Below are 16,558 nucleotides of genomic sequence, written 5' to 3'. Positions count from 1 at the left end.
GAGCCCTAAGGCTCCTTTTGCCCGGGTGCTTTCACAACCGGAGTATTACTTATTTACCTAAAATGCGTGCTAGCTCATCGTCGGCAGATGTTTTACCGCCTTTAATGCCTGCTTCCGCCAAACGTTTTTCTAAATCGCTGCTTGATTCTTCGCTTGCAAGCTCTTCAGCTGCTTGAAGTTCTGCAGTTCGCATTTTTTGTTTCTCTTGGATACGAGACAGCGATTCAGTGGCCGTTTTCATTTTGCTATTCGCACCCATGTGTCGCGATGATACGGCAACTTGTGCTTTTTGAACGCTTTCTGTTGCCTTTACCATGTCAACCTGCTGTTCTAAACGGCGAAGGTTAGCTTTTGCTTGTTGTATGTTTTGAGCAAGTTGCTTTTCAGACTGTTTAAACTGATCAAGATACGCCTGTTCTTGGTCGCGTTCTTCTTTAAGTTCCGAAACTTTTTGGGCACAGTCTAAGGCTAGCTGTCGATCAGTATCTATTGCTTTGCGCGCGTGAGCTTCGTATTCCGCAATAGAACTATTAAAGCTGTCTACTTTTTGCTGAGATAGTTTGCATTTAGCCAAGATTTGGGTACGAGCGTGATCTGACTTGCGAAGCTCTTCTTTTGCTTCTCGTATTTCTTGTTCCAGAATGCGAATAGCTTGGCTGTCTACTACTGACTGCGCAGCTTCGGTTGCACCACCTTTCACTGCTGTTACTAATTTTTTCCACACAGACATTTGCTTCTCCTTAGAAGTAAATTATTAGTTAAGGTGTGTTTCGTATGCATCTAAAAACGACGCAACATTCTGAAACAGCGTTTCTACTTCAATTACAATGCTTTCGGCTTTTGATTGTGCACTGAGTGCGCCAAAAGCGGTGTAGTATTCCTCGCCATTAATAGTGGATATACCCACTGTTGTAAGCGGAAATACCATGTGTGATGACAATATTTCATGGTCTAACGCAGGCTTATCCTTTACCTCTGATGCAGCAAACAATAAGCTTTCCACTAAAATTTGCTCACCACTGATGGCTAGCCAGGCGTCAATGCCGTCTTGATTAGCTATCAGTAAGCAGTTTTCTTCTCGTGTTACCACAAAGTCATCAACCTCTTTTAACAAGGTTTCGATGCTTTCTAGTTCCCAGCTCATGGCTTTCTCCTTTATTTTTGAAGCGATGATGTCGTGTGTGAAAATCGAGTTTTAGTAAAACGCGACGCCCTACTGTAACGACAATTTCTACACACGCCAATATCTAGACTTGCAGTGTAGACTCGATATGCCATAATCGTCAATATAAAAATCACTCTATAAGTGTAAGAAAGTGTGTTTTTGTAAATAATAAGTCACATTTGTATATTTGAGAGGTGCCATTTGAGTACAAAGAATGCGTGGCGACAAACGGTTGCAAGGGTAGTTAAAAGTGAAATGTCTGTGCGAGGGGTGAAATATCAAACGTTAAGCCAGCGGCTTGAAGAAATTGGTATAGATCAAAGTGCAGATAATTTAAGAAATAAGGTGAACAAAGGAATAATGGGTGCTGATTTATTGCTTCAGATATTGTATGTACTAAAGGCGCGCCCAATAGACTCTGCGCTTTTAGAAGAAATCTTAACTGACCTACAGTAATAAAATGCGTAAACTATGCATCTATCGTTTTTAATTGAAAACAATGTTGAACGTGCAGGCAAAAAAATACCCAGCAAACGCCGGGTATAAATGATAAGGAATGTTATGGGAGAACATCATCACTATCTGTACGCAGCTTAACCGTTTAAGGTTGTAAGCGCTATCTTTTAGTGTTGAATTGTCGTATGTGGACCTATAACTAGTTATTTTTATTTATACCTTTTGTTGCTATGTTTTTGATTTTAAATGTTTTGTTGTTTAATTCTTCACTGCTTGCTGGTGGCAGCAGCATATTTTAAGCAAACTTTTTCAAACTTAATGTTTTCTTAATCTTAGGTTTTATTTCAGTAAATTACGGTTAATAGTGTTGTCTTTATTATGAAGTTATCTGATTTCAGTTTTGAATTACCTGAAGCGCTTATTGCGAAATACCCAACTGAGCAACGCGCAGCTAGTCGCCTTTTACATCTTGACGGTAAAACCGGGCATGTTGCCCATACCATGTTTGCCGATATGCTGAAGTTTGTTGAACCGGGAGACCTGCTTGTTTTCAACAACACTCGAGTTATTCCTGCGCGTTTGCTAGGCAAAAAAGAAACAGGGGGCCAGGTAGAAGTATTAATCGAACGTATCACTTCAGACAATACAGCGCTTGCTCATGTTCGCGCTAGCAAAGCACCAAAGCCTGGCACAAAACTTATACTGGAAGATAAGGTAAATGTAACGGTAACAGGGCGCGCTGAAGCGCTATTTGTTCTTCAATTTGATCACGACGATACAGTGTTAAGTTTGCTTGAAGCACACGGCCACATGCCATTACCGCCTTACATCGACCGTCCTGATGAAAACTCAGACAAAGAACGTTATCAAACGGTTTACAACGAAAAACCGGGTGCAGTGGCTGCGCCTACAGCAGGCCTTCATTTTGACGATAGCATATTAGCGGCGCTAAAAGAGAAGGGCGTTAATTTAGCATTTGTTACACTGCATGTTGGTGCGGGAACTTTTCAACCTGTTCGCGTTGATAATATCCAAGAGCATAAGATGCATGCAGAATATGCAGAAGTTCCTCAAGAAGTGGTAGATGCAGTAATAAGCACAAAAGCAAATGGGAAACGTGTCATTGCCGTAGGAACAACGTCTGTACGTTCGCTAGAATCTGCAGCTAAAGCAAGCAGTGAGCGCGGCGATGACGCTATTATTGCTCCTTTCTACGAAGACACCGAAATCTTTATCTATCCAGGCTTTGAATTTAAAGTAGTAGATGCGATGTTTACTAACTTCCATCTTCCAGAATCTACGTTAATGATGCTCATCAGTGCGTTTGCAGGGAAAGAGCACGTTATGAATGCGTATCAAGAGGCCATAAACGAAGAATATCGATTCTTTAGTTATGGCGACTCTATGTTTATTGAGCGTGGATAAACTCGCACGCTCAAAGTCGTGTAGTAGTGAACAAACGCTGCATTTTATCTACTCACTTGAAGTGCAAATGAGTAGTTGATTTGCAGCTTAATTCGCTGATTTAAAGCTACATTTACCACATAATCTGCGTTTGTTTCCGTATTCATTCATCCAGCGGCTTGTTTTAATTCGCCTTTGATGACGGATAAACATAGATACAGGGCATGATCTCAGCAAAATTACTGGTATAATCGCCGCCAATTATTTTTTATACCCAGCGCAGCTGCGCATAAAAGTGGGAATATTTTCACATGCAATTTGAGTTGTTAAAAACCGAAGGACGCGCTCGCCGCGGTCGTTTGGTATTTGAGCGAGGTGTGGTAGAGACACCTGCGTTTATGCCTGTAGGTACTTACGGCACCGTTAAAGGAATGACGCCAGAAGAGTTGAAAGACAGTGGCGCACATATTTGTTTAGGAAACACATTCCACCTAATGCTTCGCCCCGGCACCGGCATTATCCGTGAACATGGCGACCTTCATGACTTTATGAACTGGGATAAGCCTATTCTTACCGATTCAGGCGGTTTTCAGGTGTTCAGCCTAGGCGACCTACGTAAAATTACTGAAGAAGGTGTGACCTTCCGCTCACCAATTAACGGTGAAAAGATTTTACTTACGCCTGAAAAGTCGATGGAAGTACAGCGCGATTTGGGCTCTGACATCGTGATGATTTTCGACGAATGTACGCCATACCCGGCAACGGAACAAGAAGCACGGGTTTCAATGGAAATGTCGTTACGTTGGGCTAAACGAAGCAAAGAAGCGCACGGTGATAATCCTGCGGCGCTATTCGGTATTATTCAAGGCGGTATGTACGAAGGCTTACGTGACGTATCGCTTGCAGGTCTAGAAGCTATTGGGTTCGATGGTTACGCTATCGGTGGTTTGTCGGTGGGCGAGCCGAAAGAAGACATGATTCGCATCATCGATCACACTGCACCTAAGATCCCAGAAAACAAGCCGCGTTACCTAATGGGTGTAGGTAAGCCGGAGGATCTAGTGGAAGCAGTACGACGCGGTATTGATATGTTCGATTGTGTTATGCCTACTCGTAACGCTAGAAACGGTCACCTGTTTGTCACCGAAGGTATCGTTAAAATCCGAAACGCAAAACACAAAAACGATACGTCGCCACTTGATGAAAATTGTGACTGTTACACTTGTAAAAATTATTCTCGTGCTTATTTACATCACTTAGACAAATGTAATGAGATATTGGGTGCGCGTTTAAACACCATTCACAACCTTCGTTACTACCAGCGTGTTATGCAAGGTCTTCGCGATGCAATTGACGCGGGTACGCTGGATGAATTTGTACAAGAATTTTATGAACAAAAAGGGTTGCCGGTTCCGGCACTATAACAACGATAATAATTGGGGAATTTTATGAGCCTATTTATCTCAAACGCTTACGCGCAATCTGCTGGTGGTGCTCAACAGGGTGGTGGCATGGAAATGCTTATCATGTTGGCAGTATTCGGTTTAATTTTTTACTTTCTACTTTACCGCCCACAAGCGAAGCGTGTTAAAGAGCATAAGAACCTTGTTTCATCACTGGGTAAAGGTGACGAAGTGCTAACGCAAGGTGGTTTAGTAGGTAAAATTACTAAGGTGTCGGAAGAGAAAGACTTTATCGAAGTGGCACTAAATGAATCAAACAACATTGTTGTTCAGAAGTCTTCAGTTACTGCTGTGCTGCCTAAAGGCACAATGAAGTCACTGTAAGTAACAACCGCCGGGGCCGGGATGCTTCCCGGTACTGGCACGAAAGGATTATCCAGTGCTAAATAAAAATACCATCTGGAAAGTACTCAGTGCACTCATTGTTGTTGCAATGTGTGCATTGTACGCACTTCCAAATATTTACGGTGAAGATCACGCCGTTCAAATTTCTGCAGGACGTGATGCAGTAGTAACCACTGCTACTGTTGACCAAGTAAAAGCAGCGCTTGCAGAAAAAAATATCACTCCAAAACGCATTGAATTCGAAAATGAGCAAATTCTTGTTCGCGTTTTAGATTCAGACACACAGTTAGTTACTCGCGAAGCACTGGAAAAAGTGTTGGGCGATGACTATTTCGTGGCGATGAACCTTGCGCCCGATACGCCTGACTGGCTGGAAGGCCTTGGCGGAGCACCAATGAAACTTGGTCTTGACCTTCGTGGTGGTGTTCACTTCCTAATGGAAGTCGACATGACAGAGGTTATCGCTAAGTCACTCGAAGATGCTGAAAGTGGCTTTCGTACTTCACTTCGCGAAGAAGGCATTCGTTATCGAGGCGTTAAGCAAGAAGGTAATCACGTAGATATTACGTTTCGCGATGAAGACGCTTTAGATAAAGCTGAGTTCTTTTTGCGAAACCAAAGCCGTGATTTAACATTTAACCAAGTTGATGACTTAACCCTTCGCGCCGTTTTCGCTGAAAGCAAGCTGCAGGAAATTCGCGATAACGCCGTTAAGCAAAACATCACCATTATTCGTAACCGTGTTAACCAACTAGGTGTTGCTGAGCCATTGGTTCAAAAGCAAGGTGCTGACCGTATTGTAGTTCAGCTACCGGGTATTCAAGATACTGCGCGAGCAAAAGAAATTCTTAATGCAACCGCAACGCTTGAATTCCGTATGGTAGACCAAAAAAATGACATCCGTGATGCACTGAATGGTCGCGTTCCTCCTGGTTCTCAAGTTATTGAAGACCAACAAGGCATTCCACAGCTTCTGGAAAAGCGCATCATGCTTACAGGTAGCCATATTATTGATGCAAACAGCGGCGTTGATGAGTATGGTCTACCGAATGTAAACATCTCGCTAGACTCAGAGGGCGGTAACAAGATGTCACGCTCTACTCGTGGCAATATTGGTAAGCCTATGGCAACCGTGTTTATTGAGTACAAATCTACTGGCGAGCGAAACAAAGACGGTAAATTAGTATTTGAAAAACAAGAGCAAGTTATCTCTGTTGCTACTATTCGTGCGCAGCTTGGTAGCAAGTTCCAAATCACCGGCCTTGATTCACCTAAAGAAGCCCGTGACTTAGCATTATTACTTCGTGCAGGTGCGCTAATTGCGCCAATTCAAATAGTGGAAGAACGTACCGTTGGTCCTAGCTTAGGTAAAGAGAATATCGAACTGGGCATGCAGGCTATAATTTTTGGTCTTGCTGCTGTACTTATCTTTATGCTGATTTACTACAAAGCATTTGGTGTTGTAGCCAACTTAGCTCTGGTAACAAACCTTGTAATGATTGTGGGCATTATGTCGATGATCCCAGGTGCTACGCTAACGCTTCCCGGTATGGCAGGTATTGTACTTACGGTTGGTATGGCCGTTGATGCGAATGTGCTTATTTTTGAGCGTATCCGTGAAGAGTTACGCGACGGACGTAGTCCTCAGCAGGCTATTCATCACGGTTACGACAGTGCATTTTCAACTATCTTGGATGCAAATATCACAACGTTTATTGCTGGCCTTATATTGTTTGCCGTCGGTACCGGCCCAATCAAAGGTTTCTCTATTACGCTTATGATTGGTATCGCTACCTCAATGTTTACCGCCATCTTGGTAACGCGCGTTATCGTTAACGCCGTGTGGGGTGGTAAACGCATAAACAAATTGGCGATTTAAGGAGCGTAACATGCAATTATTAAAACTTTCCGAAACCGTCAATTTCATGCGACTTCGCATACCTGCGATGGTACTTTCTACTGTGCTTATTTTGGGCTCTATCGTGTCACTGGGCGTGAATAGTCTGAACTGGGGGCTAGATTTCACCGGCGGTACGCTAATTGAAGTGGGTTATGAAGATGCTGCAAACCTAGAAGCAATTCGTGTGCAGTTAAACGGCGCAAACTTTGAAGATGCCATTGTACAAAACTTTGGTAGTAGCCAAGACGTGCTAATTCGAATAGCCCCTCGTGATGGTATTAAAGCAGAAACCATTGGTGAGCAAGTGCTTGCAACGCTGCGTTCTGATGGCACTTCTGTTGACATGCGTCGTATTGAATTCGTAGGTCCGAATGTGGGCGAAGAGCTTACAGAGCAGGGCGGCTTAGCTATGCTAGTGGCGTTGCTGTGTATTCTTGTATACGTAGCAATGCGATTCGAGTGGCGTTTTGCACTGGGCTCGGTATCTGCACTTATTCACGACGTTATTCTTACTTTGGGTTTGTTCTCGGTATTGCAAATTGAATTTGATTTAACGGTACTTGCAGCGGTGCTGGCGGTTATTGGTTACTCGCTTAACGATACCATTGTTGTTTCTGACCGTATCCGTGAAAACTTCCGTAAAATTCGAAAATGCGAGCCCGTTGAGATCATCAATATCTCACTTACTCAAACCTTGAACCGTACCATAATTACTTCACTTACTACTGTGCTAGTGTTGGTTGCATTGTTCTTTAAAGGCGGTGCGCTAATTCATGGTTTTGCCACTGCACTGTTGTTTGGTGTAGTAGTAGGTACTTACTCGTCAGTGTACATTGCAAGTTCTGTTGCGCTAGCGTTAGGTATAAGCAAAGAAGATTTGATGCCTCCACAGGTTGAAAAAGAAGGCGCCGATTTAGATCCAATGCCTTAAGCATTTTCTTTGTAGCCGTAATAAATGTTAAAAGCCGCACTTAGTGCGGCTTTTTTGTAATTAAAAAACGTATATTTAAGCAACTTAATAGAATACTTTAACAAACTGTAGTGTAGAATCTTGCGGCATAAAAATAGAACAAACTGTTGTTGATTTGGCTGTCGTGCTTTTATTCTATCGATGACAAATTCATCAATTACTTTGTGCGTAAGAACCTGTTGGAAAAAGAATGCATTTTATAAACGGACTAAATAGGAAGTGGTTCGAGGAGAAACTCGAATTAAGCCATGGAAACCATAAGCCTCTGTTGTCGATGGAAGGGTTGCGAGGCGTAGCTGTATTTCTGGTCTTCTTAGTACATTACAGTTCCCTAGTTAACCCGTGGATTAGTGGGCAAGCATTACATGTATCGGATTTTGTTCATAGTCTAGGGAACATAGGTGTCGACTTATTTTTTGTCCTTAGTGGCTACCTTATTTATGGAACGGTAATTAGCAAACCTACGTTTGCTCCCGTAGGTTATGCCAAACGAAGAATTCAACGTATCTATCCAACATTTTTATTTGTGCTTGCGCTTTACCTAATTCTTTCATTTGTTTTCCCGAGCGAAAGCAAGCTTCCACACGGGTTAACAAATTCTGTTGTTTATATCGTCCAAAACGCATTGCTATTACCGGGAATATTCAACATTACCCCGATTATCACCGTGGCATGGTCGTTAAGCTATGAAGTGTTTTACTACATTATTATCCCAATTCTTATACCGTTATTTAGGCTTAGAGCTTGGACCTCCAATAAACGCATAGTGTTTTGGGGAATTGTGTCTGTGCTGGCTTTCATCATATGGGAGTTAGAGGGTGGGCCTATCCGCCTCGTTATGTTTGTATCTGGTATTATTTTGTTTGAGTTACATCGAAACAAACAAGTGTCAATATCCAAATATGGAACAAGAATGCTGTTAGTAGCGTTGGCCATTTTTGGGTTAAGAACAGTCTTCACGTACAGTTTTGCACTGTCTTTGATGGCGGTTTATGTGCTTTTTCTGTTTATGTGTTTGTGTGCATTTAACAGTAAATCGTTTCTTCATAAGTGGCTCATCTTTACACCTTTGAGGTGGTTAGGAAATATGAGTTATTCTTATTATTTATTTCATGGTATTACGCTCAAGTTTTGCTTCCTCGTAATGGGCGTAGTTTTTCCGCCTGCCATGGATAATGCGCATATATATTTCTGGCTTTGGATTCCTTTATTCATTGCAACACTTTGTACTTCGTTTGTGCTTTTTGTCGTGATTGAAAGGCCATTATCTCTTGCTGTAAAAAATAAATAAGCTGAAATCTAATGCACAGGTTAGGCTATTTGTGTTTTGTTTATGACAAAGACAGTTTATATCGGCGCGACATTTTCACTGTGTTGCCTGATTTCAGCGTAATTATTCCGTCGCCACTATCTTGTAGTTCAATGTTATCTATTTGGTTAAGGTTTACTGCGAAAGAGCGATGAACCCGCTCAATAGGTAAATGTTTATTGTCGCTTAGAAATGCAGTTAAGGTGGTGCGCATGGGAAAGACATCGTTATTTATGTACAAGTTCACGTAGTTTCCCGACGACGCTGCCCAAGTTATATCTTGCTTCTTTATAAGGAACTCTTTGCCCAGTTTTTTCACTAGTAGAAGACCTTTCGGTGCATCATTGTTTTGATTCGCTTTTTGTTCTGCTTCTACATGTTCTTTCGGGTTATTAACTTCGATATTTGTTGCATTACCTAACCATTGGGCTACCACATATCGATAGCAAGCAATTGCCACAACAAAAAATACAAACGACCACACATCTTTTTGCATTTCATACGTTAATTCAAATAGCCATTGTTGGGGTGTGGTGGCGAAGTTGTATTGAGCGTCATTGATAGCATAAATAATAGAACGACAAGCCACCATTAAGCCGATGTGAGCAAAAGCGAACAACAGTGCAAAAGCGCAATACAGCGCCACGCTTCTTAGTTGATGCTTCCAGTTCCATGGAAACAAACGTAATAAAAGCGCGAGCACAAGAACAACTAAGAAACTGCTAAAGGCACTGGTCATTTCCCAAACATAGGGCTCCCACGTTAAAAACGGCAGCGGTGCCTGTCTCATGCCTTCCATTAAAACAGCATTCGCATTAATTAAACCGCTTATCAAAAAATAGAGAAAAAGCAGTGCGATGGTTATGGCTGTTTGATGTTGTTGGAATATATCTTTTAAGTACGCTTTTTTATTCATCCGCTTATCACTTATTCCCACCGTCCGTCACAGTTCTTATGCTTTTCAGTGTGTTAGGCGTTAATTTGATTAGAGCAGGTTTACACATTATTTGAAACAGTGAGTTTAAGCAGTGAGCGAGTATAATCATTGGGTAAGTACCGCAACCTCAAGTAACGATGAATCGTTTTCTAAGCAAGGAAGAGTTGTAGCATTCGATTATTTAAGGGTAATAGCTGTTGTGGTTCTGTTTCTCTTTCACCTTGGCATGATTTGGGTGCCTGAGTGGGAATTTCATTTTAAACAGTACTTTAACGGCGATTGGTTGCAAAACGTATTGATGTTGACGTCACCCTGGAGAATGGGGTTGTTGTGGTTTATAGCAGGGGCATCACTGAATGCGATGCAGCAAAAAAAAGGGCTTTTGTTTCTTATTACCCGCCGAAGCAACGCAGTGTTGCTGCCCTTGTTAATAGGTATCTATTTTGTTGTACCTATTCAGCTATTTGTTGAGATGATACAGAAACAGGCTACTTCCGTATCTTTTATAGCATTTTTAGGGCAGTTTTACTTGGGCGACGATGTAACTGATAGTCAATTTTTTGCAGGTTTTGAGTCGGGTATTTGGCATCACATAGATGTAAACCATCTTTGGTTTCTTCGATCGCTTTGGCGGTTCACGTTGGTGTTAGTTTTAGTGTTGTCGTTGTTTCAACCGGTACTTAGCGTAATAAAGCGTAAGTATGGCCACTTTAACGTTTACTGGTTCACCGGCTTAATACTGTTATCCTTACTCTCCATGTATATCGAGAACAGCGATGACAAGCGAGACTTCTATGGTTTTATATGTTTGCTTTGTGGGTATTGCTTTGGGTTGTCGGCAAGTTTTTGGCAATGGTTACATAAATATACCAAACAACTAGTATTAGGCAGTGTAGTTTTAACGTTGCTTTATGAGGTAGGCTTTACCCTTTCGAGTAGCGCGTTAGATAACGAAGTATTAGCCGATTTTGCAAGGTTTGCGTATTACATCGCGAAAATGGTGACCTTATTTGCTGTACTAGCGTTAGCTCATCGTACGTTCACAAAGCCAAATGTTTATATTCAAAAAGCAAACGGCTATGTGTTTCCTTTCTATGTAATACATCAAAGTGTGCTTATCGCCGTCGCGTTTTGGTTCAGCAGTGTTTTTCAGTGGCCTAGTGTTGCCATGTTCTTCACAGGAATGACTAGTGCGATTATTTGTATTGTCATTCTCGGAGTTTGCAAATATAGCGTTGTTTTTGGTGTGTTATTGGGAAAGCGTGCACCGCAGAGTCACTGGTCTCAAGGTGTAAACGCTCAAATTGTTATCGGTGTGATAACACTTCCGTTAGCATTGCGCTTAATTGGATTTTGAGTAAGAAAAAGGCGCGGGTAATTAATTACCTGCGCCTTCCTCGTTTTGTTTGTTCGTGTGGTGTTTTTAGCGCTACACCAAGCGCTTAGAGCTATTTAAGGTGCTGGGCCCTATTTAAGGTGTTTTACTAGGCCCTGAACAACCTTAACGCTACCCGCAACAATTTCGCCTTTGTTAAGAGGGTCGTTACCGCCTTTAAAGTCTGTTACCAAGCCGCCAGCTTCGCGAACGATAAGTTCACCTGCTGCGATGTCCCAAGACTTAATGCCACGCTCCCAGTAACCATCATGACGGCCGGCCGCTACGTATGCTAGGTCTAGTGCTGCACTACCGCCGCGACGTATATCACCCACTTCGTGGAAGATTTTGTTTAGGCTTAGTGCGTATTCACCAAACTGCGATTTGTTTTTAAACGGAAGACCCGTAGCAATAATGGTTTCAGTAAGGTCGCGTGGTTTAGACGTGCGAATGCGGTAACCGTTTAACTGTGCGCCCTGGCCACGGCTAGCGGTAAATAGTTCGCTACGGATAGGGTCGAACACAACCGCTTGATCTAAACGGCCTTTGTGAAGTAGTGCAATTGATACGGCAAAATGAGGAATGCCTTTAATAAAATTGGTGGTGCCGTCTAGCGGATCGATAATCCACTGATAGTCAGTTTCTTTACCGTGGATCTCGCCCATCTCTTCGCCAAGGAAGCAGTGCTCTGGGTATGATTGCTGAATTTTATAAACAATTGCTTGTTCTGCTTCTTTATCAACTTGAGTAACGAAATCGTTTAAGCCTTTAGACTCAGTTGCAACTTCATTATGTTTTTCAAAACCACGAACAATAACTGTTCCAGCCGCACGCGCAGCGCGCACCGCAATATTCAGCATAGGATGCATAAATAAACCACCAATTGTAAAAGACCAATGAAACAAACCAGCTGTACAAAAAATAGCTAGTTGTTTTCGAAAACGGGCGGAGTCTACCAGAATCATACGGTGATGCAAATGAATTTGGTCGTATTGGAAAGAGGGCTTTCACGAAGGTGTTGTGAATAGCCATCTATACTGCCGCTGTGATAAACTTGAGCGTATTAGAAATTGCCAGATAAGCAGCGTGTTGTTTCGCAGCAACATCTTTATCAAGCGCAATAAGGATTATTCTTAGGTATACAAAACATGCTCGAAAACATTCGAATTATTTTAGTTAACACGTCTCATACCGGAAACATAGGTTCAACCGCTCGTGCCATGAAAACGATGGGGCTAAGCAGTCTATACTTAGTTGACCCTGTTAACGAACCCGATGGACAGGCGAGTGCTTTGGCGGCAGGTGCCGGTGATGTTTTAGCGAATGCAAAAATAGTAAGTACGTTAGAAGAGGCAGTGAAAGATTGTGGCCTTGTTGTTGGCACATCAGCACGTTCTCGTACGCATTCTTGGCCAATGCTTGGGCCTCGTGATTGTGGTGAGAAGCTAGTGCAAGAAGTGGAGAAATACCCAGTTGCACTTGTGTTCGGTCGTGAAAACAGTGGTTTAACCAACGAAGAACTTCAACAGTGCCACTTCCATATGTGCATTCCTGCAAACCCTGAATATAGTTCATTGAATTTGGCTGCAGCGGTTCAAACATTGTGTTACGAAATAAGAATGGCGTACTTAAATCGCGAAACGTATCCAAGTGTTGAAGAAGAATACCCGCTGAATGAAGACCTAGAGCGTTTTTATGTGCACCTTGAAACCACGCTAGAAAAGACGTCTTTTATTCGTAAAAGCCACCCTGGCGTGGTAATGACCAAGCTTCGCCGTTTGTTTAATCGAGCGCGCCCTGAATCACAAGAATTAAATATTTTACGTGGTATTTTGGCGTCTATCGACAAGTCGGTAAAGGCGGACCCAGCCCCAGCTGCTAACGTCGATGCTGATGCAGAGACTAATAAAGAGTAAGCACTATGTTTGCCCGTATAAAAGCCGATATCCAAGGTGTGTTTCATCGTGACCCCGCGGCACGAAATACCTTTGAGGTGCTAACCAACTATCCTGGTTTACATGCCGTTTGGCTACATAGAGTGAGTCATAAACTGTGGAAGGCTAATTGGAAATGGTTAGCCAGAACGTTGTCTACCTTTAGTCGTTGGCTAACAGGCATAGAAATTCATCCTGGGGCAACACTGGGTAATCGGGTTTTTATCGACCATGGCATGGGTGTGGTAATTGGCGAAACGGCTGAAATTGGTGATGACGTAACGCTATATCACGGCGTTACGCTGGGAGGCACTAGCTGGAAAGCGGGAAAGCGTCACCCAACGCTTAAAAGAGGTGCCGTTGTGGGAGCTGGTGCAAAAGTGCTAGGGCCTATTATTATTGGTGAAAACGCGAAAGTTGGATCTAATTCTGTCGTGGTGAAAGACATCCCTGATGGTGCTACCGCTGTTGGCATTCCTGGCCGTATTATTATTTCCAAGCAACAAGACGCAAATGCCACCGTTAACCCCCAACGAGACAAGATTGCGCAAAAATATGGGTTCGACGCTTACGCCGTAGCGCCAGATAACCCCGATCCTGTAGCCAATGCAATGGGCATCATGCTTGAACACATGCACCAAATGGACACTAAAGTTGAAGAGATGTGTAGGGTAATTCAATCTTTAGGCGGTGAAGTGTGCACAGAGAACTTGCATAACATTAGCGCCGAAGACTTCGCTAACACGGGTATCGATTTAGCGAACGCACAAAAACAAGAACAAGCACATTCTTCGTTCGATCCAGCAATTTAAATTAGTATCTTCGATTATAAAACAAGCCCAGTTGTTGCTGGGCTTGTTTCGTTTAAGCTTTTAGTTTTTAGCGTTAAATTAGTTTCTTGTTGTCGCTTTACTTGATGTTTTTAAGGAAGCGGTTTATGTTTGATTTTTGTTCGCTTTATCCATTTAAGTAAGGGTAGAGTAGAGCGTCGATAACTAGCTATCCAAAGAAAAGGAACTTCAATGATACATGTCTCCTCACACACCTTTTATCTCTGTCTGAAATCATAAGACTCAATAAATTACGACTTCTATTTTTCCTTAATGATTGGCTCAATTTAGAAAAGAGTCTATCAATGCTAAGTCTCAGCGGGACAAAAAACTATTAACTAATGGCCTAAAAATGATTTTTGGAATACTACAAATTATCCCCGTTCTTTTGTGCGCATCTTATGAATGTGAACCTAATACACAAAGTCGCATGCACAATGAAGAAAGTTATATAGACCAACAAATCAACGACAAAACAGCTGATTTGGTTGCGAAGGGCCTTGCTTATGAAAAAGGTGACGGTGTTGAAGTTGATTATGCAAAGGCTAAGGCATTTTATGAAGAGGCGGCTTCGTTAGGTTCAGTTCAAGCCATTCACAATCTTGGTGGTTTGTATAATTGGGGAATGGGCGTAGAGCAAAATAGAGCAGTAGCGCTTGATCTATGGGAAGAAGCGGCTGACGCTGGGAACATGTATTCTTCGTTTAATATGGCTAATGCATTTCTTAATGGTAACGGAAGACAAAGAAGTGAAGATCGTGCTCTAGACTATTATTTTGCATCCTATCAACAAGGCTACGAACCTGCCATTTGTCATTATGGTGACCTCATGTCAAGACGGGACCCCGATGAGGTGCTGCAATTAGTTGAGCTTATGGAGAGTACAGCACTAGACGGGGAATCGCTTTGTATTCGTGCAATTTCATGGTTGCTGTACGAAGGCTTTGATAAATATAACGACAGTGAAAAGCTATTGTATTGGGTAAACTTTGGCACGAATGTTAAGCATGCAGAGGCTACATTCATAAATGCTCTTATTTATGACTTTGGCGAGACAAGCATTGAAGCAGATGCCGAAATTGCAAAAAAGTATTATTTGATAGCTGCAGAGCTAGGAAGAGAAAGTGCCTTTGCGAATTTGGGTTTTATGTACGAAGAGGGAAAATTTGGTCATGAAGATCCCATTTCTGCAAAATACTACTACGAGCAAGCAATCGAAGCTGATGAAACTTGGGGTTATAACAACTTAGCTACATTCTATTCCAAAGGAACTGGCAAAGAAGTTAACTACGAAAAAGCACGAGAGTTATACGAAATTGCAGCAAAAAGAGGGAACTCTTATGCTTATAGTAATCTAGGAGGCATGTACGCATATGGTAATGGGGTTGAAATTGATGCGTATAAAGCAGAGTCACTTTATAAAAAGTCGATCGAATTAGGTTTCGACAAGGCCAAGTTATATCTTGCTGAATTATATTTAAATCAAGAGCTCCCTCTTTTCAACAGAGCACTAGCGTTAGATTACCTTTATGAGGCAATCCAAGATGGTGAAGAGCTTGCACTTGAAAGATTGGCTGAACAATTCAAAGATGAAGAACGCAAATGGTTTGTTGCATCTGAGGGAGATGCTCAAATAGCCTTCGATTTAGCAGCTCATTACGTAGAGGCGGACAACATTGCAGAGGCATGTAACTGGTATCTTGTGGCCTTCGAGCGAAAGCATGATGAAGCCTATCTTGATTTACTCGACTGTGTAAAAGATAACAAGCTTGCAAATTCTCCTTTTACTGACCATCTGGAAGTAGCAACACAGTGGGCAGAGCACCAAGAGTGGGATGCTGACTCGCTAGTTGGTGAACTTTTTTATTACGGTATTAGCGTTACCACCGATAAATCAAAAGCGGCAGAATACTTTCACGCTGCTCATCAAAATTCAGGTGACTCCATTGCACAATACAAATTAGGCGTGATGTACCTAGAAGGCGATGGCGTATCTAAAGATGAAGCAGCGGGACGTAAGTTTCTTGAATTATCCAGCGAGCAAGGGGTAAGCGCTGCTTTTAAACAATTGAGCGAAGTTTACCGCAGAGGTAAAGGTGTTCCTGTAGATCTGCCAAAAGCATTCGAATATGCCAAGGCAGGCGCCGAATATGTTGACGATGTAGATGCAACGTATCAATACGCACAGATGTTGTTAAACGGCGAAGGGACGGAAAAAAACATAGCGCTTGCAATAGATTGGTTTGATAGAGCAATTCAATTAGGCCACTGCAAAGCACAATGCGCCCTGGGCAACGTACTGGCCGAGTTCCCACAAAATCAAGAACATAAATCAAGAGCAATGCAGCTACAGGAATTTTGCACCATCAAAAAACCTAAATGTGCCAATAATACCTGACTAAAACACTAGGTCTTATACTTGACCATTTTAGTCGGGTATGTGAAAATTCCCGCATCAAAAACGGCGGGA

At 42.3% G+C, this 16,558-nt stretch carries 15 protein-coding genes; 11 read left to right on the top strand and 4 right to left on the bottom strand.

All coding sequences use genetic code 11. The features are described 5' to 3' along the window. Nucleotides 1-49 precede the first annotated feature (49 nt). A complete protein-coding gene (locus tag ACGHAV_RS11080) occupies nt 50-730 on the bottom strand; it encodes a PspA/IM30 family protein (RefSeq protein ID WP_390380354.1) in 681 nt (226 codons plus the stop codon). A 24-nt stretch (nt 731-754) separates the two neighbouring features. Next, nucleotides 755-1,144, bottom strand: coding sequence for a DUF2170 family protein (locus ACGHAV_RS11075; RefSeq protein ID WP_334013404.1), 390 nt, complete (start codon nt 1,142-1,144; stop codon nt 755-757). Between the two features lie 276 nt (nt 1,145-1,420). Here ACGHAV_RS11075 and ACGHAV_RS11070 point away from each other — a divergent pair, with 276 nt between their 5' ends. From ACGHAV_RS11070 to ACGHAV_RS11040, 7 genes are all read left to right on the top strand, one after another. Continuing rightward, nucleotides 1,421-1,621 (top strand): DUF6471 domain-containing protein, encoded by a 201-nt coding sequence (locus ACGHAV_RS11070; RefSeq protein ID WP_390380678.1) that lies wholly within the window; start codon nt 1,421-1,423, stop codon nt 1,619-1,621. A gap of 378 nt (nt 1,622-1,999) precedes the next feature. Then, the gene (gene queA, locus ACGHAV_RS11065) at nt 2,000-3,046 is read left to right on the top strand and encodes a tRNA preQ1(34) S-adenosylmethionine ribosyltransferase-isomerase QueA (protein ID WP_390380351.1); all 1,047 of its coding nucleotides are present in this window, start codon (nt 2,000-2,002) and stop codon (nt 3,044-3,046) included. Nucleotides 3,047-3,336: 290 nt separating this feature from the next. Then, the gene (tgt, locus tag ACGHAV_RS11060) at nt 3,337-4,449 is read left to right on the top strand and encodes a tRNA guanosine(34) transglycosylase Tgt (RefSeq protein WP_334013402.1); all 1,113 of its coding nucleotides are present in this window, start codon (nt 3,337-3,339) and stop codon (nt 4,447-4,449) included. Nucleotides 4,450-4,473: 24 nt separating this feature from the next. Then, nucleotides 4,474-4,812: a preprotein translocase subunit YajC gene (yajC, locus tag ACGHAV_RS11055; RefSeq protein WP_334013401.1), complete on the top strand. Its 339-nt coding sequence runs from the start codon at nt 4,474-4,476 to the stop codon at nt 4,810-4,812. A gap of 55 nt (nt 4,813-4,867) precedes the next feature. Next, on the top strand, nt 4,868-6,712 hold the full coding sequence (gene secD, locus ACGHAV_RS11050) for a protein translocase subunit SecD (protein WP_390380348.1): 1,845 nt from the start codon (nt 4,868-4,870) through the stop codon (nt 6,710-6,712). 10 nt (nt 6,713-6,722) lie between these two features. Further along, entirely contained in the window at nt 6,723-7,664 is a 942-nt protein-coding gene (gene secF, locus ACGHAV_RS11045) for a protein translocase subunit SecF (RefSeq protein ID WP_390380345.1), read from the top strand. Between the two features lie 229 nt (nt 7,665-7,893). After that, nucleotides 7,894-8,994 (top strand): acyltransferase family protein, encoded by a 1,101-nt coding sequence (locus tag ACGHAV_RS11040; protein ID WP_390380343.1) that lies wholly within the window; start codon nt 7,894-7,896, stop codon nt 8,992-8,994. A gap of 40 nt (nt 8,995-9,034) precedes the next feature. Here the strand turns inward: ACGHAV_RS11040 and ACGHAV_RS11035 are convergent, their stop codons facing one another. After that, the gene (locus ACGHAV_RS11035; RefSeq protein WP_390380340.1) at nt 9,035-9,928 is read right to left on the bottom strand and encodes a LytTR family DNA-binding domain-containing protein; all 894 of its coding nucleotides are present in this window, start codon (nt 9,926-9,928) and stop codon (nt 9,035-9,037) included. A gap of 112 nt (nt 9,929-10,040) precedes the next feature. Between ACGHAV_RS11035 and ACGHAV_RS11030 the strand changes: the two genes are divergently transcribed. Beyond that, nucleotides 10,041-11,306, top strand: coding sequence for an acyltransferase family protein (locus tag ACGHAV_RS11030; RefSeq protein ID WP_390380337.1), 1,266 nt, complete (start codon nt 10,041-10,043; stop codon nt 11,304-11,306). 110 nt (nt 11,307-11,416) lie between these two features. On the opposite strand, the gene suhB is transcribed toward ACGHAV_RS11030, so the two are convergent. After that, entirely contained in the window at nt 11,417-12,193 is a 777-nt protein-coding gene (gene suhB / locus ACGHAV_RS11025; RefSeq protein ID WP_390380334.1) for an inositol-1-monophosphatase, read from the bottom strand. A 279-nt stretch (nt 12,194-12,472) separates the two neighbouring features. Between suhB and trmJ the strand changes: the two genes are divergently transcribed. From trmJ to ACGHAV_RS11010, 3 genes are all read left to right on the top strand, one after another. Next, complete coding sequence (gene trmJ / locus ACGHAV_RS11020; RefSeq protein ID WP_390380331.1) at nt 12,473-13,240, top strand: tRNA (cytosine(32)/uridine(32)-2'-O)-methyltransferase TrmJ; 768 nt, start codon at nt 12,473-12,475, stop codon at nt 13,238-13,240. Nucleotides 13,241-13,245: 5 nt separating this feature from the next. Further along, the gene (gene cysE, locus ACGHAV_RS11015) at nt 13,246-14,070 is read left to right on the top strand and encodes a serine O-acetyltransferase (protein ID WP_390380328.1); all 825 of its coding nucleotides are present in this window, start codon (nt 13,246-13,248) and stop codon (nt 14,068-14,070) included. 370 nt (nt 14,071-14,440) lie between these two features. Then, the gene (locus ACGHAV_RS11010; RefSeq protein ID WP_390380325.1) at nt 14,441-16,486 is read left to right on the top strand and encodes a tetratricopeptide repeat protein; all 2,046 of its coding nucleotides are present in this window, start codon (nt 14,441-14,443) and stop codon (nt 16,484-16,486) included. Nucleotides 16,487-16,558: the final 72 nt, after the last annotated feature.

It is taken from the genome of Alteromonas sp. MTD1, assembly GCF_042848195.1.
Lineage (GTDB): Bacteria > Pseudomonadota > Gammaproteobacteria > Enterobacterales > Alteromonadaceae > Alteromonas.
This window is presented reverse-complemented; position numbering and strand designations above follow the sequence as displayed.